The organism is Bifidobacterium simiiventris (assembly GCF_019331715.1).
Lineage (GTDB): Bacteria > Actinomycetota > Actinomycetes > Actinomycetales > Bifidobacteriaceae > Bifidobacterium > Bifidobacterium simiiventris.
In genome coordinates, this window is sequence record NZ_JAHBBG010000014.1 from 23,763 (window position 1) to 44,554 (window position 20,792).

Here is a 20,792-nt window from a genome sequence, read left to right on the forward strand (position 1 = left end):
GGTGGCTTTTAACATCGCTAATTGTAGCGAATATATCGCCTTTCGTAAAGATACAGAACACTCCGTACATCTAGTATCCAAAGCAGAGCGATGCACTAAATGTAGTATTCGCGTCATGTTTCATCCGTGAACGGGTTGCCAATCTTCGTCACATGTCCGCCGCAGCGTCGCTCGATGCGGGGTGATGCTGATGGTGCGTTCGGGGTCCGATGGCCGGCCGTCGGGCTTGCGGGCGTGCTTTTCTTCCAGGGACCCGGGAGGAGGCGGGTTCTGGAGTCCCCGTCTCCTCCCTTTCCCGGAGAGGGGCTTGTGATCGCATGTGGGAAAGGATTTCGTATGAGGTTCGGGAAGAAGGGCGCCGGCGCGGTGGCGTCGATCACTGCCGCCGCGGCGTTGCTGGCCTGTCTGGTTCCGGTCGCGTTGGCCGATAACGGTGGCGGTGGTTCCGGCGAGGATGGCGGCGGTTCGGGCGGTGGTCCGACGCAGACGGCCGATGTGCATTGGATCTACAAGGATTCGTGGCCGGCCACGCTGGATGGCATGAAGACGGCGTTGAGTGATGCGAAGGTGCGTCTGTCGTCCGATCTGGCGAACGGGCAGAACCAGTTCGTGAACATGAACAAGACTTTGAGCGACGCGATCGATGAGTGCCAACGCTCCTATACGGGTGAGGGGAACGCGGACTGCCGTCTGGTGGCGGTGGGCTACGTGCGCTTGGCGGATGGTTCGTTCAACGGCAGCTACGTGAGCTCGAACGCGAAGAACCGTTGGGAGGCGCAGTGGAAGGCCGAGGCGAAGGGCGACTACACGTATCAGGGTCAGAAGTACTCGACCTCGACCACGTGGAAGGACAAGCTCGGCACGCGCAGCGTTGACTCGCTGGCACAGGAGTCAATCAACTCCAACCCGAACGCCTCGTTCCGCGTGATCGTGCTGGCGCAGAACCAGCCGCCGGTCGATTACAAGCTGAACGTGACCACCAGCCACAAGCAGAAGACCGACATGCAGGTCGGCTCCACCGACCCGATCGGCGACGTCATCCACGCAGACAACGGCGGTTCCGCAATCAAGGAGACGTTGAACGGCACCGCGATCATCCATTACGAGAACGGCTCCTATCTGCCCGCGAAGAGCGTGAGCAAGCCGATCAGCTTCTCTAGCAATGGAGACACCCAGCTCGACAATCTCGCCTCGCCGAAGGATTTCGGCATGAAATACTGGGCCGAGGGATCGTACTGGATCGACATCCAGGTGCCCAAGCAGGGCCGCATGCAGGCGGCCGTGGACACCGTGGACCGCGATCCGGCCGAATCCTGGAAGGTGAGCTCGGTGCCGCCCGAGCCCCCGGTCAAGAAGATCGAGGACGGCGTGAGCGCCGACCGGATGACGAACCGCACCACCATCACGTACGGCACCGGCCGCGGCGGCTACGAGATGCGTTTCCGCGACGTGATCGAACCCAACGGCGTCGAATATTCCGTGGACAACTACAGGCTCATCGACAGGACCGACGGCAACCGCGACGTTTCCGGCGAGTTCGAGATCAATTGGGACAAGGCGTCGAACACGGTGTCGGCCGCTCGTTCGGCGGACAAGGGCGAGATGCCCATGGACCATGTCTACGAATTCAGCTTCGACGTGACCGTGTCGAAGCCCTCCGACTTCCAGCAGGTCAGGGACCATGCGTGGGGCCAGTGGAACCACGGGCCCGAGGCCGACGCCGGAACGAAACAGTTCGATACGTGGCGGCCGAATCCCGACAAGAGCTGGATCCGCCTGAACGCGAAGGGCCAGTGGGAGGCGGTCATCGACCCGAAGGAGACCAACCAGACCGGCGCCGACGATATGACGCTTCTGGACGGGGACCGGGTCGCCTCGGTAGTCAACGGCACCATCGCCAAAAACCTCATCCAAGCCCCGGAGGCTCTGACGCTCACGGACGACTGGTCGGCCGCCGACTACCTGTTCGACGCCGACGACAAGTCGAAGATCAAGGTGTACGAGGCCGATGCCGGCACCGATCGCGAGTCCAGCGTCACCGACATCGCCAACCACGGCAGGGACGTCACCGACCAGTGGACGATCACGATGGAAGGCACCACGGTGACCGCCACCGCAGGCCAGGCCTACCGCGAGGGATTGAAGGGGCTGAAGACCGCGAAGCAGGTCACGCTGCTCATTCCCGGCAAGGCGTCCTATGCCAACGGCAAGGGCGCGGGCCAGGTGCGCGACGACTTCGGCAAGCAGTCGAGCGACGAACTGTCGTTCTGCACCACGCCGGATGGCAAGGCGCTGACGAACAAGGGATCCCAGACCGTCAACACGCACACCATCCCCACGAACGAACCGAAGATCTGCGGCTACATACCGCCCGTCGTCAAGGACGTGGTCGGCGAATCCTCGCAGGGAGGCGACCAGGCGTCCGTGGACGGCAGGGTCGTCTACCCGGGCCAGCGCGTGGAATACCGTCTGGAGACACAGCCCCACCTGCCCGGCAATCTCGCGTACTCCGTCAGTGAGGTGGCGGTCACCGACACCTACGACGAGCATCTTGAAGTGGACAAGCAGACCCTGGAGGTCACCGACCTGTCCACCGGCAAGTTCATCCCGAAAACCGAGTACGAGACCCAGTGGAACGACGGGCAGCATGCAGTGCGCCTCGTGTTCTCCGACGGGTACGTGAAGACCAACTGGCGCAACGGCGCGAACCCGCGCATCATCGTCCGCTTCGAGGGCACGGTCGCCAAGGACGCGCCCACGGACACCAAGATCGGCAACCAGTGGGCATTGACACTGAACAACATGGTCACCCCGAGCAACAGGGTGTGGAACGAGCCGCCCGACTTCACGCCGGTGAAGAAGGACACCCAGGCCGACCCGTCCATCAGCATCGACGGCAAGACCGCGCTGCTGGGCGACCGGATCTACTACCGCGTGACCATCGACGCCAAGCAGACCAACCAGGCCTACAAGGTCTGGAGGCTCGGCATGACCGATGACTGGGACGACGAATATCTCTCCCTTGACGCCAAGCGCATCGAGGTCATCGACACCGCGACCGGCAAGGATGTGACCGCGAAGTTCAACATCGCGGCGATCGACGGCGTCGCCTACGTGTACGCCAAGACCGCGGACACGAAGGTGCCGGCCACCGGCGAGACCATCAAGGGCGACCCCCAGCCCAAGAACCTCAAGGAGTACGCCGAAAAGAAGGACCACGACCCGTTGAAGGAGCCGGCCATCGATCAGTCGATGCTGGGCACGAGCTATGAGGTGAGCCTGCCGATGACCGTCATCAAGGTCACCGACGGACATATCGTGAAGAACAAGGCCACGCAGGTCGTCAACGACACCCGCAAGGACACCAACGAGGTCGCCAACCCCCTCAAACCCGTCAACCCGTCCAAGGACGTGGTCGTGAAGGTGGACGGCGAATCCATCGACAAGCGGAGCGTGTACCTCAACAGCCTGTTCCTCTACCGTCTCGACAGTTCCGTGCTGCCCGCTCACCGCGCCTACCAGAAGGTCACCGACTGGAGCATCACCGACCCGCTCGACACCGAGCATGACCAGTACACCGGCCAATGGGCCGTGTACGCCATGCGAGACCTGACCGAACAGGGCAAGGTGATCGCCCATAAAGGCGTGAAGATCGCCGGCAGCGGCTTCGATGCCGGCGCATACGGCGGCGAACTGTTCACCCTCGCGCAGGACGACAAGGGCGTGGTCACCGTTACCGCGACCCAGCGCATGCTCGACCTCGTCAGCGGCGACGACGAAAGCGAGCAGGCATGGACCGCGTTCATCCAGTGCAAGCGCGTCAAGACCGGAGAACACATCGCCAACCGGTTCGACGAAACCCTAAACGGCACCAAACGGCCTTCCAACCAGGTCGAGACGCACACGCCCGACATGACACCGAGCCTGAAGATCGAGAAATGGGACGAGGCCTCCGGCTGGCCGGCCGGCGACCGCGACCAGGTCAAGGACGCGCTGGCCATGCAGGGCGACACGCGCATCGTGTTCACCATCACCAACACCAGCACCACCGACCCCGACACCAAGCAGGGCGCATGGTACCGCACCAAGGACCTGAACCTCAAGGACCAACTGGTCGCCGGCGACGGCCGGGTGACCGATCTCGAATACCCCGCCGATTGGGACAGCCGCATCCTCAAGCCCGGCGAGAGCGTCGAGGTCAAGGGCGTCCTCAAGGGCGTGACCGACCATCACACCGACCGTGCCACGGTCACCGGCACGCCTCTGATCGAATGCGTCGTCTCCGACCCGGATCCGTTCGACGGCAAGGACGAGACGTCCGCACCCGATGACGCGGTCACGATCGACGGCAGGCTCGTCTGCCCCGATACCGAGGTGGTCAGCAACGCCGACGACTGGAACGGCTACCGGACCGGGCTCGCCCACACCGGCGCCGCCATCCAGGGCATGATCGCCGCGGCGATCACGCTGCTCGCCGTCGGCGGGGGACTGGTCGCCGCCCGCAGGTTCAGGCGCGGTAACAACGCCGGCGGCCGCCACTCCGGCACGATGCAACCCGTCGATGCCGAGGACGCCGACGCGGATGCCGTCGAAACCGCCGATCCGGTCCCCGGCGGGCAATCCGAGATCTGACCGAAGCGGCAGGAACCGCTCTCTGCCGCGATGATTCTTCCGGCCGGACGACAATCCGGCCGGAACCCCGCCGGTTCTCTTCCTTCTTCTCTCCCCGGCGGGCATGGCAACGGCCCGGCGCCAACGGTTCAAACCGTTAGCGCCGGGCCGTTCCCTTGCCGCCTTGATTACTTACCGCTTGTCGGGTTCCTCGGAGGCGAGTCGTTCTTCGAGCTGTTCGACGATGTGGTCGTGCATGTTCTCGTCGATCTTGACGGTCAGGAGGAAGACGACGAGGCTGGCGACGATGCCGGCGAGCGGCAGGTAGTAGGCGCAGGTCTTGAACGTGCGGATGTTCGCGGCGGTCATGTCGGCGGCGGTGGCGTTGCCGACCATGCCGGCGGCGACGGCCACGAAGCCCACGATGCCGTTGGACAGCGCGCCGGCGATCTTGTCGAGCATCGGGCGCACGGAGAGGGTGACGGCCTCGTTGCGCTTGCCGGTCTTGAGCTGTCCGTATTCGATGGAGTCGGTCATGCTCAGGATGGCGGTCATCTGGATGGTCTGCGCGGGCAGGTAGAAGAGGACGAGCGCGACGATGACGACGGGCAGGTTCATGGGCGCGATGATGAACAGCGTGTAGCCGGCGATCATGAACGCCATGCCTGCGGTGTACAGCCAGCGGCGCGGGATGCGGCGGTTGAGCACCGGGTAGAGGGGCGTGGTGACCAGTCCGGTGATGACCGGGATGACGCCGGCGATGGAGAAGCTGTCCGGCGCGCCGAGCACGTATTTGAACTGGTAGAAGAGCACGCCGGTGGTGGCGACGTTGGCCACGGAGTACAGCAGGTAGCTCAGGGCGACCCACAGGAGCTGGTCGTTCTGGGCGATGGCCTTGAACGCCTCGATGGGGTTGCCGTTGGCCTCGGCCTTGGCGCGCAGCTCGCCCTGGTTCTCGCGGGTGCCGAACGCGACGCTCCACGCGGTCAGCAGGCCGAGCACGGCGATGATGATGGCGAACGCGGCCCAGCCGGTGCGGCCCTGCTCCCATTGGCCGGTGAACTTCCAGGTGAACCAGCTGACGACGGGCACGACGATGACGGTGACGCCGTTGTAGCCGATGGATCCGGTGAACGCGCCGAGCGCGGTGTACGTGCTGCGTTCGTGCGAGTCGGAGGAGATTGCGGGGATCATGCCCCAGTAGGAGATGTCGCGCAGCGAGTAGATCACGTCCAGCAGGATGAACACGATGACGAACAGGACCATGAACACGCCGGTGTTCACGTCCACGAGGCCGAACAGGCCGGTGAACACCATAATCAGCAGGATGCCGGGCACGAGTCCGCCGATGAACTGCCAGGGGCGGAACCGGCCCCAGCGGGTGTTCGTGTTGTCCACGAGGTTGCCGAGCAGCGGGTCGAGGAAGATCTCCGCGATGCGGATGACCACCACGAGTCCGGTGATCACCGCGATGAGGCGCGCGGCCAGCGTCTTGTCCACGTCGATGAACAGCGCGGTGGTCACGAACGTGATGAAGAACGTGCTCATCGTGTTGTAGAACGCGGCCTGTCCCAGATTGCCGAACGCGTATGCGATCTTCTGGCCCATGTTCCTCGCGGGTGTTGCCTGCGGCTGTCCGGGCGTCGCCGTGCGCTGTGTGGTGGATCCGCTCATGGTGTGGTGGCCTCCTTGCGACCTGTAAAGAATCTGTGCGCGGGAACAGCTCCGATCCCGCAAGACGCGAGTATAGAACTTTCTCGAAAAAGTAAAAAACTTTACCGCGTGTCGCAAGCAACGCCAACGAATCGCATTCGTCGATTCGACACGACGCACGGACGAAAAGACACCGTAACAGCCGAATTATCAGTGCAATCAATGGATTTGCACAGGTTCTCGCAGTCACCGTCGAGGCATGCGCAAGAAGTTGCGTAAATTAGTAAATATCTTTATCATCGTTGTGCAAGGAGTCACATTCGAAGGCTCCCGCACTGCGGCGGCAACGACGCGACGCAATCCGATGCGAAAGCGAGGACATCATGAACACAACCGACGATCAGCGGAAGAACGGCGATCCGATCGTCTCCCCGTCCATGCCGACGACGGCATGGCTCGCCGACCCGCGCGTGTACGCGGTCCACCGGCTCGACGCCCATTCCGACCATGCGTGCTGGTCGCACGCCCCCTCCGGCGGCGAGGGCACGGATCTCACGCAGAGCCTTGACGGCGAATGGCGGGTCCGCGCCGAGACGGCGCCGGCGAACAGCTTCCCCGACGGGACGAGCGACGGGCCGGATTGGATCAGCGACGTGTCGCCGCTGTTCGCCGCGCCGGGCTTCGACGACTCGTCGTTCCCCCGCGTGCGGGTGCCCTCGCATCTGGAGACCGCGGGACTGCTCGACCCGCAGTATGTGAACGTGCAGTACCCGTGGGACGGCCACGAGGACCCGAAGGCCCCGGCCATCCCCGAGCATGGCCATGTGGCGGTCTACCGACGCAAGTTCGCCGCGGAGGGCGCGGTCGCCCAGGCCATCCGCGAGGGCCGCACGGTGACGCTCACCTTCCAGGGCGCGGCCACCGCCATCTACGTGTGGCTCAACGGCGCGTTCGTCGGCTACGCCGAGGACTCCTTCACGCCCAGCGAGTTCGACGTGACGGACGTCGTCAGGAAGGACGGCAACGTGCTGGCGGTCGCCTGCTACGAGTATTCGAGCGCGAGCTGGCTGGAGGACCAGGACTTCTGGCGGCTGCACGGCCTGTTCCGCTCCGTCGAGCTCAACGCGAGACCAGCCGCCCACGTCTCCGACATCCACGCCGAAGCCGATTGGGAGCCTGCCACGTCAATCGGATCGCTCTCGCTGGACGTGCTGATCGACGGCGCCACGAACGCCGCGACGGCCGACCTCGCGCTGCGAGACAAGAACGGCACCATCGTCTGGCGCACCGCCACGGAAGCGGCCGGAACGCTGCACGCCGAAGCCGAGATCGACGACGCCGCCCCCTGGAGCGCCGAACGCCCGGACCTGTACGAACTGTCCGTCACCCTGCTCGACGCGGGTGGCAAGGTTCTGGAGACCGCGCGCACCCGCATCGGCTTCCGGCATGTGGCCATCGAGGACGGCGTCCTCAAGCTCAACGGCAAGCGCCTCGTGTTCCGCGGCGTGGACCGCCACGAGTTCGACTGCCGGCGCGGCCGTGCCGTCACCGAAGAGGACATGCTGTGGGACATCCGCTTCATGAAGCGCCACAACATCAACGCGGTGCGCACCTCGCACTACCCGAACCAGTCACGCTGGTACGAGCTGTGCGACGAATACGGCATCTATCTGATCGACGAGACCAACCTGGAGACCCACGGCAGCTGGAACAGCCCCGGCGACATCCCCGTGGGCACCTCCGTTCCCGGTGACGACGAGGCCTGGCTGGGCGCATGCATCGACCGGCTGGACAGCATGATCATGCGTGACCGCAACCATCCCAGCGTACTCGTCTGGTCGCTGGGCAACGAATCCTACGCGGGCGAAGTCCTCAAGGCCATGAGCATGCACGCGCATCGGCTCGACCCGGGCCGTCCAGTCCACTACGAAGGCGTCAATTGGAACCACGCCTATGACGGGATCAGCGATTTCGAAAGCCGTATGTACGCCAAGCCGGACGAGATCCGCGACTGGCTCGAACACGGCGACGAGCGTGGCGCGGCGAACAAGCCGTTCGTCAGCTGCGAGTACATGCACGCCATGGGCAACTCGTGCGGCGGCCTGAGCGAGTTCATCGACCTCGAACAGTACGAGCACTACTCCGGCGGGTTCATCTGGGACTACATCGACCAGGGGCTCGTCCAGCGCCTGCCCGACGGGAGCGAACGACTCAGCGTCGGCGGAGAATGGGGCGACCGGCCGACCGACTACGAATTCGTGGGCAACGGCATCGTGTTCGCCGACCGCACGCCCAGCCCCAAGGCGCAGGAGGTCAAGCAGCTGTATTCGCCGATCAAGCTCACCCCCGACGGACACGGCGTGACCATCGAGAACCGCAACCTGTTCATCGGCACCGACGATTACGTGTTCGCCGCACGGCTCCTCGAAGACGGGCGCGAGATCTGGCACGCCGACTACCGGTTCGACGTGGCCGCCGGAGACACCCAACGCCATGACATCGCCTTCCCCGACATCGACACGGACGGGAATACGCGCGAGGTCACCTACGAGGTCGATCTCCTGCTCGCCGAAGCCACTGCATGGGCGCCGGCCGGCTACGAGCTCGCGTTCGGCCAGCTTACCGGCACTCTCAACCCCGAACGGGACATCACCGAGACCGATTATGACGACGACGACCGCGCGACGGTCACGCTCGGCCGGTGGAACGCGGGCATCCGCCGCGACGACGAGGAAATCCTCCTATCGCGCACCCAGGGAGGCATCGTCTCCTGGACGCGGGACGGACGGGAAATGGTCATCCGTCGCCCTGAACTCGTCACCTTCCGCTCCCTGACCGACAACGACCGCGGCAACCGTTCCGGATTCGACCGTGCAGCATGGTTCGCGGCCGGCCGCTACGCCATCGTGACCGATACGAGCATCACGCAATCCGACGACGGAGGACTCACGGCCGAATACCGGTACGAGCTCGCCGACCCGGGCCACACGCCCGTGACGGTCGCCTACCGCATCACGTCCGACATGCGCATGCGACTGACCGTTGAATACCCCGGCGGTGTCACCAACGCCGCCAGCCTGCCCGCGTTCGGTGTCGAATGGGAACTGCCCGGCGAATACACGCAGCTGCGCTACTACGGACCCGGCCCCGAGGAAACCTACCGCGACCGCAAGCAGGGCGGCAAGCTCGGCATCTGGGACACCACCTCAGAGGCGAGCATGGCGCCGTATCTCATGGTGCAGGAAACCGGAAGCCACGAGGACGTCCGCTGGCTCGAAGCCACCGACATCCAAGGCCACGGATTGCGCGTCAGCCAGCGCGGCGACCGTCACTTCACGGCCAGCCTGCTGCCATGGAACACCTACATGATCGAAGCCGCGCGCCGCCATGAGGACCTGCCCGCCCCGCGCCACAACTACCTGCGTCTGCTCGCGGCGCAGATGGGCGTCGGCGGAGACGACTCCTGGGGAGCCCCCGTCCACACGGCCTACCAGCTGCCCGCAGGCAGGCCGCTCACCCTCGACGTGAACCTCGAACTCATCTGACCGGCAACGGGCGGCGGCATGCACCACCATGCCGCCGCCCGTGCATATTCCCCAAAACACACCCACAGAAAAGAGACAATCAATCATGGCTGAAGTGATCATCGTCAAGAACGAGGAGGAGGCCGGCGAGATCTACGGCCGTTGCGTGGCGGACCTCATCAAGGCCAAGCCGGACGCGGTGCTGGGTCTGGCCACGGGCTCCAGCCCGCTGGCCGCCTACCAGGCCCTCGCCAAGATCGTGCACGAGGAGTCGATCGACGTCTCCCAGGTGCGCGGCTTCGCACTGGACGAGTACCTGGGCCTGCCGCTGACCCACCCGGAGTCCTACCACTCCACCATCCACCGCACGGTCGTCGAACCGCTTGGCCTCGACCCGGCCAAGGTCCACGTGCCCGGCGACGTGCTGAACGGCGCGCCCCTTGAGGACGGCGACAAGATCGCCGCCGCCGGCCCGGCCTACGACGCGGCCATCGAGACCGCTGGCGGCATCGACGTGCAGATCCTCGGCATCGGCACCGACGGCCACATCGGCTTCAACGAGCCCGGCTCCTCCCTCGCATCCGGCACGCGCGTCAAAACCTTGGCCGAGCAGACCCGCATCGACAACGCCCGCTTCTTCGACAACGACATCAACCAGGTGCCCACCCACTGCATCACGCAGGGCATCGGCACGGTCCTCAAGGCCCGCCACCTCGTGCTGCTTGCGTTCGGCTCGGGCAAGGCCGAGGCCATCGAGGAGACCGTCGAGGGCGGCGTGAGCGCATTCTGCCCGGCCTCCGCGCTGCAGCTGCACCCGCACGCCACGATCATCATCGACGAGGAGGCCGCCAGCCGCCTGCGTCACAAGGACTACTACCGCTACGCCTTCGCCCACAAGCCGGCCTGGCAGGGCATCTGACGGCAATCGAACGGTTCGGGCTCCTTCTTTCTCCGCAAAGAAGGAGCCCGAACGCATACAGGAAGGAAATCATGACACAGGACAGAAGTGAGATCGTCGCGCGCGTGACGGCGGCGTTGGAGGGCGAGGCCAAGCCGGTCGCGATCCGCGGGGCGCGCAAGGTGGACGCCCGCGGCGAGCAGTCGGGCTACTGGGTGGTCTCGGACGCGCGCGGCGTGATCGTGGCCACCGGTTTCGCGGCGGCGGACGGCAGCGGCGAAGAGGCGTTCGAACATGCCTGCCGCACGGTCGGCATCGACCCGGCCTCCCGCTCCGGCGAGGTGATCGACGCGGCCGGCCGCATCCTCACGCCCGGCTACGTGGACATCCACGCCCACGGTGCCTGGGAGAAGAGCTTCGACGACGGCCCTGACGGCATCGACGTGGCCCGCGCCGGCCACGCGGTGCACGGCACCACCCGCCAGGTCCTCTCGCTTATCACCAACCCGATGGATGTGATCTGCCGCAACATCCGCACCGTGCGCGAGAAGATGGCCACCCGCCCCGACATCCTCGGCTGCCACCTCGAAGGCCCGTTCCTCGCCCTCAAGCGCAAGGGCGCGCACGATCCGAACTGCCTCAAGGACCCGGTGCCCGAACTCGTGGACGAGATGCTCGACGCCTCGGGCGCCGACCCCGCCACTGGCAAGCTCGGCTGCATCCGCCAGATCACCATCGCCCCCGAACTGGAGCACGGCATCGGCGCCATCCGCCAGTTCGCTGCCGCCGGCGTGGTGCCCGCGGTCGGCCACTGCGACGCCGACTACGCCACCGCCCAGGCCGGCTTCGACGCGGGCGCCGGCATCATGACCCACATGTTCAACGCGATGAACGGCCTGCACCACCGCGAACCCGGCCCCATCCCGGCCGCCGTCGAGGACCCGCGCGTCACCATCGAACTCATCAACGACGGCTTCCACGTGCAGAACCCGATGGTCAAGCTCGGCTTCGGACTCGCGCCCCACCGCATCGCGTTCGTCACCGACGCCATGGCCGCCACCGACTGCCCCGACGGCGCGTACAAGCTCGGCGAACTCGACGTGAACGTCATCGACGGCCACGCCCGACTCGTCTCCAACGGCGCCATCGCCGGCTCCACGCTGACATTGGAGGTCGCGGTCCAGCGCGCGGTCAACGAACTCGGCTTCAGCCCGGTCGCCGCCGTCGAGGCCGCCACACTCACCCCGGCACGCGCCTTCGGATTCGACAGGCCCAACCCCGTCACCGGCACGCCGCTCGGCCTCATCGCCCCCGGATACGCCGCCGACCTCAACCTCCTCGACCCCACCGACTGGACCGCCCAACACGTCTGGTGCGCCGGCCGCCAGCTGAAGTAAACTCCTTCCAGCAAAATCGACACCGGTGCCGCCCGTCTTCGAGACGACGTCTTACGCCCGAGGAACGAAGCTTGCGCGCGGCACCAGCTCGGTCGTCAGCAGGATGTGACGCCGCACCCGCCGCTCATGCTTCAACCCATCAATCAAGGTGAAGAACGCCATACGGGCCAACTCCCTTTGATCGATCGCATACGAACTCAGCGACGGAGACGTGTACCGGGCGATCGACTGGTTGTTCACACTCACCACAGCCAACTCGTCGGGAACCGCCACACGCAGCGCATTCAACGCCTGCAACGCCCCCACCGCGAGCACGTCGGCGGCCACGATCAGGCCATCGGGCATGCTGCCGGCCTCACGATGGTCAGCCACCAATTGCTCCGCGAGACGGTAGCCGTTCTCCACGGTGAACGTGCCGGACGAATACACCAATCCGTCCGTTTCCAATCCCAGATGCGCGGCCCACTGGCGGAACGACAGTTCACGGATGTCCTCGGGATAGTCATGCATGCCCATGATGCTGCCCACGCCGCCGAGAAACGCAATACGCCTGCGGCCCGCCGCGATCATCTCGTCCAGGGCATCCAGCATCGTCTGCGACAGATCGGGACGTACGGAGTCGAACAGGTGCGGCGCCGGATTCGTGTCGATGCACACGCCATGCGGAAGCACCGCATGCAGGGCGCGCAGGTCCGCTTCGGGAAACACCGTGGCTCCCACGGTGATGAACCCATCGAACTCCGTTGCACGTTCCGTCAACTCGTGTATGGATCGGATGAACGTGGGCTGGTCCAATTCCATCGACTCCGCACACTCCGCAAGAACCTTCCGCAGATCGGCGAAGTACGCATCCTGCAATTCCTCCCCGGACGGAGGCGCATCCAACACCGCGATCGCGGGACGGAACACGTTGCGGTATCCCATCTCCTCGCACACGCGCAGCACGCGCCGACGCGTCTCCTCCTTGATGGAGAACGACGGGTCATTCAGCAAGCGCGACACCGTGCTCTGCGACACCCCGGCCCGTTCCGCGACTTCCTTGAGCGTGGCCATGACATCCTCCCCGCAAACTTTAGTAAAGGGTTTTACTACAGCATAACCCGAGATTTGAAAAGCCTCAGCATCTCCAGTGCACGAAGTTGCATACAGATGGTAGGCTGCGTATGTCCCGGCTAAAGGGGCAGTGCATAGGACGGCGGGTATATCTCAGCTGACATACCCGCCATTCTGAAGATTCTTCCGATGCGGATTCCCTTTCCGATTTTGCAGATCTACAAATATGTAATGGCAAGTACATATGTAAGCGCTTCAGTGCCGCTGCATATATGCCGACTCGGCCAACTACGCACTCAGGTCTTATTCCGCTGAGTGTGACGTTATGAATCGAAGAGGCAATTTTTTCGCTTATCTCCTTCCCCTTCTTCCACCACCCAAGCTGGGAAACAGGCTTTCTATACCTATATATAGGGGCAATGAGGTTTCTCTGTCCGCCGCTATCCTGCCGGTTTTCCCTGACGATGGGTGTCAACGGAGGCCGTTGCCTGTCGGGCTCCTTGATCGTCGTCAGAGGAGGCCGTCGTGGATTTGTTGAATCAGGTGCTTCAGTTGTTCGTCAGGTTCGCCACCATCGGCGGCGGCTTGTGGCTGGTGTGGGGCGCCGTCACCTTCGGCGGCGGCCTGAAGGATCATAATGGGCCGCAGACGCAGTCTGGACTGTGGCAGATCGTGGGCGGAGGCATGATCATCGCGGCCGCGCAGATTTTCAACGCGGTGGCTCTAGGCTGAGCTGATTCGGGGCCTGCCGTGGAGGACTTCATCGTAGCCATGCTCAACATGATCGGCGGCGGAGGTGCCGGTTCGATCACGGCCGGGCTGTTGTCCCAGACGCCGGAGACATGGAATCCCGCTCTTTACCAGTTGGCGGTGAACGTGCATGGAGTCGCCGTCAAGCCTCTGACGTCGGTGGTGCTCGCGGTCATGTTCACGTTGGAGCTGGCGCGCAACTCGACGCGCATCGAAGCGGACCGCGATCTGGGCGTGAAGATCGTGGCCGGCACCATGTTCAAGATCGCGCTGGTGTTCATCGCCGTGCAGAACGCCGGTTTGTTCATTCGGATGTTCAATCAGGTCACGCAGTTCCTCATGCAGGGCGTGTCCTCGCAGATGTCGTATGAGGCGACGGGCGACGGCGGTCAGTTGGGTGATCTGATGCGTGACCAGATTCGCGATGCCGGGGTGATGGGGCAGGCGGCGTTGTTCTTTCTGCTGGTGATTCCGTGGCTGTTGTCCCAGTTGGCGTCGGTGGTGTTCACGGTGGTGCTGTATGTGCGGTTCATCGAATTGTATGCGTTGACGGCGTTCCAGTCGTTGCCGTTCGCGTTTCTGGTGCATGAGGACACCAAGCCGATCGGCGTGGGTTTCTTCAAGTCGTATGCTCGCACGTCGGTGAATGCGGTGTGCGTGTTCATATGTCTGGTGTTCTATCAGCGGATCGTGGTCGATGCCGTGAAGATCCCGGATTCCGCGGACGAGGGCATGGTGGCGTGGGTGACGGGCAACTTCGGCAATCTCATGATGGCGGGCATCCTGCTGTTTTTTGTGATCGCGGTGAGTCAGCGTGTCAGTCGGGCCATAGCCGGCGGCGAGTAGCCGCCTACCACAACCGGGGCCAATCAGGGAAAGGATTCATTCATGTTGCAGATGCGCGTATATAAGGAGATCGCCAATGTTGAGGCGAAGGTGATGTGGGGGCTGAGCTGGCGCCAACTGGCGGCCGCCGCGTGCATGCTCGTTCTGGGCGGAGGTGAGGCGGCGTTGTTCTGGTCGTTGGGACTGTCCGATCTGGGGTCGTATCTGCTGTTTGCGGTTTGCCTGCCGTTCGCGCTGTGGGGTTGGTGGCGTCCGAAGGGGCTGAAGCCGGAACGGTATCTGGGATACATGCTGCGCCAGCGTTTCGGGCCGAAGGTCTATTTGCTTGAATCCTATGTTCCCGCGAGGTTTCCCGGCAAACCGTCGTTGAGGGAGAAGACCCGTAGACGAATCAAGGGAAGGAAGGCACGTCGTCATGTCTGACATCAGTGGCAGCAAGGCGGTCAAAGGCAACGGTAAGCGACATGGAAAGGCCGGGAACAGGCGGTCCGGGAATCGTCGCATGCCTCGTTCGTCGAAGGAGCTGCTTGGCTATGATTCGATGCTGTCCAATGGCATCGTGTTCCTCGGCGGCGACCGGTGGAGCGTGTCGCTGCGGATCAGCGACATCAATTATCAGGTCGCGACCCAGGATCAGCAGCTGGATGTCGTGGACCGGTGGGGGCGTTTCCTGAATTCGATCGGTGAGAACATGGGAGTCCAGATCACGGTCGCCACGCGCATGCTGGATCCCGAGGAGGTGACGCGCAGTATCGCCATGCCGCTTCGGAGCGATGCGTTGGATGGACTGCGCGGGGACTTCAACCGCAATGTGCGTCGGCGTCTCGCCGGCCGTTCGCAGGGCGCGGTGACGGACAAGTATCTGACGTTGACGTTGCGTGAGCGGGACGGGGAGCGTGCGGTCACGCTGCTGAACCGTGCCGCGTTGCGTGCCACGGCGCAGCTGCGGTCGGTGGGCGGCTGCGTCGGTGTCCGCTTGGATCGGCAGTCGCGTCTGGCGGTGCTGCACGGGATGCTGCGGCACGGTGTCCGGTTCTCGTTCACCGAGGATGGTTTCCTGAAATCGCATGGCATGTCCACGAAGGATTATGTGGCCCCGTTCGCCGTGGACGTGTCGGATCGCCGTCGGCTCCGGTTGAGCTCGGGCACCACGGAAGTATGGCATCAGTGTCTTTTGGTGCGTGATTTCCCGGATTATCTGAGCGATCAGCTGGTGTCGTCCATCACGGACATCAAGGCGGACATCACGGTCGGCATCCATCTGTCCCCGCGGGGTAAGGCCGAGGGGTTGAAGCTCGTGAACCGGACGATCGCCGAAATGGATATGCAGGCCATCGACGAGCGGCGCAAGAACCGCAAACAGCATCTACCCGAGGACATGCTGCCTCATGAGCTGCAGGAATCCATGACTCAGGCGGGTGAGCTGCGTGATGATCTGGAGCATAACGGCGACCGGCTGGTGGATTCCCTCATGATCGTGGACGTGTCGGCGGGCAGTCGCGAGCAACTGGACCAGACGGTTCGTGACGTGACGGCCGCAATCGATGGGCAGTCGTGTGTGGCCGAGACCTTGGCCTACATGCAGGTGGAGGGGCTGAACGCCGTACTGCCGTTGGGGAATCCCCTGCCGCCGATGCGTCGCACGTTGACCACATCGAGCGCGGCGATTCTGGTGCCGTTCACGTCGCAGGAACTGTTCGAGCCGGGCGGGGTGTTCCATGGGGCGAACGCCCGCACCGGCAATCCCGTGGTCATCGACCGTACGAAAGGCATGAACGGCAACGGATTCGTTTTGGGTACGACCGGTTCGGGCAAGAGCCAGGCGGCGAAGAACGAGATAACCCAGATCTATCTGACCCGTCCGGACGATGATCTGATCGTCATCGACCCGGAACGTGAGTTCACGCCGTTGTGCACCGGTCTTGGCGGCGAGCGAGTCGAGATCGGGGAATCGTCTCGCGCGCATATCAACGCTTTGGATATCGAGTATGAGGATGATTCCGAGGGTGATCCGATCCGGTCGAAATGTGCGAGCGTGCTGAACATGCTCGGCGTGCTGATCGGCGGACAGGACGGCATCGACCGCATGCAGCGCAGTCTGATCGACCGTACGGTCATCGGCATGTATCGCGAGGTGCGGGAGCATCCAGAACTGGGCATGCCCACGCTCGTCACCCTGCATGACCGTCTCGCGGCTTTGAATGAGCCAGGTGCCCGTGATGCGGCACGAGCATTGGAGATCTACGCGACCGGCAGTCTGAACGCCTTCGCCCATGCCACCGATGTGAATACGTCCAGCCGGTTCCTGGTCTATGACGTTTCCGGTCTGGGAGCGGAGTTGCGCACATTCGGTATGCTCGTCGTTCTGGATCAGATTTGGAACCGGGTCGTCAGGAATCGCCGTCTCGGCCGGCGCACCTGGCTGTGGGTGGACGAGTTCCATCTGCTGTTCTCGAACCGGTATGCGGCCGAATACTTCCTGCGCCTGTACAAGCGCGCCCGTAAATGGGGTTTGTGCCCCACCGGCATTACGCAGAACATCGAGGAGCTGCTGGCCAACCAGGATGCGCGTCTGATGCTCGCGAACAGCGACTTCCTGTTGCTGCTGAACCAGACCGCCACGGATGCCGACGCCTTGTGCGAGCTGCTGAAGCTGTCCGATGAGCAGCGGGCGTTCTTCACCGGGGTGCAGCCCGGTCAGGGCATGGCCAAGAGCGGCACTGCGTTCATACCGTTCGATGGGCGTATCGATGCCGATAGTCTGCTTTACCGGTTGTATACCACGAAATTCGAGGATCGGAAGCCCGAATGAGACCCGTCACCTCCGACTCATTCCACGCCACGCGCAATCTCGTTCGGCCGAACGGCATGATTCATGGTTTGAAAGTCCGTCATGTTAATGGACTCTTCCATGGCCCAGTGTTGGCCGGGCTGAAACAGCCACGAACCACCATCAGGAACAATCAATCCGAAGTATCGCGCCCGACCGGCATAACAACCGTCAGCGTTTTGGAACGTGGTGTGAAGGCGACACGGTCCGTGCTTGAATCGCAATCGGCACAGACGGATACCAGAGAGGACGACGACTTGTTGTCACCAATGGTTCCCGCAAGTCGGATACGCGACGGCGTGACCGGCATTATTCGCACAAGACATGCCGCAAGAGGTTCAACGGCACGTGCCGTGGCAGGAAGAACGGCTTCGGCTCGCGCCAAACGTGCGAGACATTCCGGCAAGACCGTACGATCGGGTGTCCAGGGGGCCAAATCCGCTGCCAGAGCTTCGACGCAGGTTGCACGACAGGTCACACAGGCGGTTTCTCGGACTATGACGGCGGTGAAGGCCGGTGTCGCGGCATCGGCATCAGCTGCGGTCAGCATTCCATTTCTATTGGGCACGGCGGCGGTGCTGATGGTCTTCAGCCTGCTGCTGTGGTTCATACCCACCGTTGCCGTCGGAGATGACGGAGGTTGCGAGGCCAGTGTGATCGAGGTCCCGGACGAGGCGAAGCCATGGGTAAGCGAGGCGGCCCGATCGAGCGGATTGAGCGCGGATTTCATCGCGGCGATCATGAAGCAGGAATCCGGTTTCCGACCGGATGCGTATGCCGACGACAGCAACGGCGGAACATGGGGATTGCTGCAGATGAACAGGAGCGTATGGCGCGGCGTGCATCCCGAAGGTGCCGATCAGACACCACCTGAAGGCATCACCGAGCCCATGGTCCACGCCCATTACGGCGGCATGTATCTGAAAAACCGCTTGGAAGGCGTCAAACAGCTCAAGGCCAAGCACCCGGGCATGCCGTTCGCCGAACTTGACGACCTGACGGCTTTGGTCATCGCCCATAACGCGGGCGAAGGCAACCTCATGAGGTACCCGGATATTCCCAACATCACCAAACGGTATCTCGACAACGTGAAGCCGGCGATTGATGCGGGAGGCGGCTGTTCGGCCACGGCAGGACGAACCATCGGCAAGCTCACGCCACCGTTGGTCATGCAGTCTGGCACGCTGAACGTGGATGTGGCGGCGACCGGCACGCCCGTGGGCAAGATCACCACCTATGAGACCGGCCAATGCACATGGTGGGCGGCCGCTCGCCGATTGCAGATCGGCAAACCGGTGGACGGATACATGGGCGACGGCTGGATGTGGGCGTCAAGCGCCAGAAAATTCGGATATCCAACGGGCGGCGGCATACAGCTCGGTGACGTGGCAAGCTTCGCCAAAGGCTATCTCGGCGCAAGCGCCGATTATGGACACGTCGCCATCGTCGAGGAAATCAAGGACGACGGAAGCATTGTTGTCAGCGAATCCGGCGGCGGCCTCCCATACGCATGGCTCAGGACCCTTACCAAAGAGCAGGCCAACAATCCCAGCATCACTTACATCCACTAATCCTGAGGGAAAGAAGGAATCATGCGTCGCATCAATTCCAAACTTGATTCGTACGAGCTTGCCGATTTGATGAGTGATTCTGACAACTGGGATCTTCTTGCGCAAATCCACGATCATCCCAGTACATGGCCGGAACTCGGCCAGTGGGCTGCGCATGCCATCGCACACCCCGAAACCGCTGGGGCCCCACCGGAACCGCTGCCAGACAGAAAACCCAAACATCGGCTGCTGCCCATCACACCCATCATCGACGATGAGCTGCCTCGCGATATACGGAACAACAGCACTCCCGTATCCAAGCCTGACAAACGGACGGGAACGACGATAGACACACCAATTAGGGTCGGGGAACATGTCGAGGATGATGTGTCCTTGGCGGAATTATCGGCTGACGACGCGGATGAGGTAGCCGTTCATCGGCATATCCCCTTTACCCGCATCGCCGGCATTATGCTCGCTCTGGTCACCGTAACGGGATTAGCCACAGGCCTTGTCATGGCGAAGAGGAACTACGACCATCGGGAAGCGCTCACGTCATGCAATCACGCAATCGAGCAATCTGACATAGTGAGGATTGAATGGGACAAGGCATTGAAACAGGCGGAACCATATGCGAAGCTCCAGGATAAAGACGTGCAGGATCCCAAATCTTTGGAACTGCTCGGCAAAATCATGCAATATCAGCCATCGGTCTCAACGGAGAATTGCGATCCGAGTCTGACGGCCGACCGTCTCGATCGCACTCGTGCGGAAACAGAGAAAGCTAACAGCCAGCTCAGAATCCAGACCAGGAACCTGCATGACACAGTTGACACGGTCAAGGCATCACAGGAACAACAACGGATTGACAACGCACAGAACGTACTGAGCCAAACCATTGAAAACGCCGATAGGCTCTACAAAGAATCCGAGAACAAGGTCAGAGACGACAACACCCGTGCACGGCTCAGTGAGCAGATTACCCGTGCACGACTCATGATGCGCGACCATCAGGATCTTGATGTCTATAACAGAACCATCCAGGACCTCAACGAAGTCATGCAAATCGTCCGGGATTCCATGACGGCTGTAAAGAACGAGGAAATATCTGATGCGGGCCGTTCGGATGAATCCACACAACCGGGATCGGATTCCCAGTCATCGAACCGACAGCCCGCACCATCATCGGAAGATTTATCCCCGTCAGTCACGCACGGCAATTCCACCTGGGATGTGCCTGGACAATCAGTAACCCCCTCATTCCCCGATCGATTAGGCTAGCGCCGCCTTTGAAAAAGGGCAGGAGATAGTGTGGCGGTATATGCCGAGTTCTCGGGCTAGTCAGTTTGGATGACGCGTCTCCAAAGATGAGGAGGACACCCAGCCGGCATGAGAACCAGAGAGGATGAAACGACTGTCGTTCATACCTTTGAGAACAAAGTAGCCGCTGCCCAGATTGATAGCGGTAGAATCAGATACACCCTTGGTGATATCGATTAATTCCACACTGGCAATATCAACCTTCCTGTCGCAACACTTGTAATTCTTGATGAGCCAATCGTGCTGGTTGACACAATAGCTGAAAGTTCAATGTTTGAGGCAATGCCTCAATTGAATCAGAATATGACCACGGTAATCATCGCTCACAGGTTTACAACCATTCATATGCAGATAAAATCA

12 protein-coding genes are annotated in these 20,792 nt (G+C 62.6%); 10 read left to right on the forward strand and 2 right to left on the reverse strand.

What is annotated here, in order from left to right:
• The first annotated feature begins 336 nt into the window (after positions 1–336).
• Positions 337–4,632: an LPXTG cell wall anchor domain-containing protein gene (locus KIH76_RS10340; protein WP_219070591.1), complete on the forward strand. Its 4,296-nt coding sequence runs from the start codon at positions 337–339 to the stop codon at positions 4,630–4,632.
• A gap of 171 nt (positions 4,633–4,803) precedes the next feature.
• Here the strand turns inward: KIH76_RS10340 and KIH76_RS10345 are convergent, their stop codons facing one another.
• Positions 4,804–6,285 (reverse strand): glycoside-pentoside-hexuronide (GPH):cation symporter, encoded by a 1,482-nt coding sequence (locus tag KIH76_RS10345; protein ID WP_214372409.1) that lies wholly within the window; start codon positions 6,283–6,285, stop codon positions 4,804–4,806.
• A gap of 362 nt (positions 6,286–6,647) precedes the next feature.
• Here KIH76_RS10345 and lacZ point away from each other — a divergent pair, with 362 nt between their 5' ends.
• The 3 genes from lacZ (at position 6,648) to nagA (ending at position 12,083) form a co-directional block, all read left to right on the forward strand.
• Entirely contained in the window at positions 6,648–9,809 is a 3,162-nt protein-coding gene (gene lacZ, locus KIH76_RS10350; RefSeq protein WP_214372408.1) for a beta-galactosidase, LacZ type, read from the forward strand.
• 85 nt (positions 9,810–9,894) lie between these two features.
• A complete protein-coding gene (nagB, locus tag KIH76_RS10355; RefSeq protein ID WP_214372407.1) occupies positions 9,895–10,707 on the forward strand; it encodes a glucosamine-6-phosphate deaminase in 813 nt (270 codons plus the stop codon).
• A gap of 71 nt (positions 10,708–10,778) precedes the next feature.
• Complete coding sequence (nagA, locus tag KIH76_RS10360; protein ID WP_219070592.1) at positions 10,779–12,083, forward strand: N-acetylglucosamine-6-phosphate deacetylase; 1,305 nt, start codon at positions 10,779–10,781, stop codon at positions 12,081–12,083.
• Positions 12,084–12,134: 51 nt separating this feature from the next.
• On the opposite strand, the gene KIH76_RS10365 is transcribed toward nagA, so the two are convergent.
• On the reverse strand, positions 12,135–13,136 hold the full coding sequence (locus KIH76_RS10365; RefSeq protein WP_033495383.1) for a LacI family DNA-binding transcriptional regulator: 1,002 nt from the start codon (positions 13,134–13,136) through the stop codon (positions 12,135–12,137).
• A gap of 525 nt (positions 13,137–13,661) precedes the next feature.
• Here KIH76_RS10365 and KIH76_RS10370 point away from each other — a divergent pair.
• The 6 genes from KIH76_RS10370 (at position 13,662) to KIH76_RS10395 (ending at position 20,393) form a co-directional block, all read left to right on the forward strand.
• Complete coding sequence (locus KIH76_RS10370) at positions 13,662–13,868, forward strand: hypothetical protein (RefSeq protein ID WP_025263185.1); 207 nt, start codon at positions 13,662–13,664, stop codon at positions 13,866–13,868.
• 18 nt (positions 13,869–13,886) lie between these two features.
• A complete protein-coding gene (locus tag KIH76_RS10375; RefSeq protein WP_033495386.1) occupies positions 13,887–14,732 on the forward strand; it encodes a VirB6/TrbL-like conjugal transfer protein, CD1112 family in 846 nt (281 codons plus the stop codon).
• Positions 14,733–14,774: 42 nt separating this feature from the next.
• Positions 14,775–15,155, forward strand: coding sequence for a PrgI family protein (locus tag KIH76_RS10380; RefSeq protein WP_163232860.1), 381 nt, complete (start codon positions 14,775–14,777; stop codon positions 15,153–15,155).
• Positions 15,156–15,234: 79 nt separating this feature from the next.
• Entirely contained in the window at positions 15,235–17,544 is a 2,310-nt protein-coding gene (locus KIH76_RS10385; RefSeq protein WP_236036981.1) for a VirB4-like conjugal transfer ATPase, CD1110 family, read from the forward strand.
• Positions 17,541–19,133, forward strand: a complete 1,593-nt coding sequence (locus KIH76_RS10390) for a CHAP domain-containing protein (protein WP_236036982.1) — start codon at positions 17,541–17,543, stop codon at positions 19,131–19,133. The genes KIH76_RS10385 and KIH76_RS10390 overlap by 4 nt, the downstream gene beginning before the upstream one ends.
• Positions 19,134–19,154: 21 nt before the next feature.
• Positions 19,155–20,393, forward strand: a complete 1,239-nt coding sequence (locus KIH76_RS10395) for a hypothetical protein (RefSeq protein WP_236023788.1) — start codon at positions 19,155–19,157, stop codon at positions 20,391–20,393.
• Positions 20,394–20,792 lie beyond the last annotated feature (399 nt).

Coding starts and splice junctions, on each gene's coding strand:
- KIH76_RS10340 (WP_219070591.1), top strand. CDS start 337: ATGAGGTTCGGGAAGAAGGGCGCCGGCGCGGTGGCGTCGATCACTGCC.
- KIH76_RS10345 (WP_214372409.1), bottom strand. CDS start 6,285: ATGAGCGGATCCACCACACAGCGCACGGCGACGCCCGGACAGCCGCAG.
- lacZ (WP_214372408.1), top strand. CDS start 6,648: ATGAACACAACCGACGATCAGCGGAAGAACGGCGATCCGATCGTCTCC.
- nagB (WP_214372407.1), top strand. CDS start 9,895: ATGGCTGAAGTGATCATCGTCAAGAACGAGGAGGAGGCCGGCGAGATC.
- nagA (WP_219070592.1), top strand. CDS start 10,779: ATGACACAGGACAGAAGTGAGATCGTCGCGCGCGTGACGGCGGCGTTG.
- KIH76_RS10365 (WP_033495383.1), bottom strand. CDS start 13,136: ATGGCCACGCTCAAGGAAGTCGCGGAACGGGCCGGGGTGTCGCAGAGC.
- KIH76_RS10380 (WP_163232860.1), top strand. CDS start 14,775: ATGTTGCAGATGCGCGTATATAAGGAGATCGCCAATGTTGAGGCGAAG.
- KIH76_RS10385 (WP_236036981.1), top strand. CDS start 15,235: ATGCCTCGTTCGTCGAAGGAGCTGCTTGGCTATGATTCGATGCTGTCC.
- KIH76_RS10390 (WP_236036982.1), top strand. CDS start 17,541: ATGAGACCCGTCACCTCCGACTCATTCCACGCCACGCGCAATCTCGTT.
- KIH76_RS10395 (WP_236023788.1), top strand. CDS start 19,155: ATGCGTCGCATCAATTCCAAACTTGATTCGTACGAGCTTGCCGATTTG.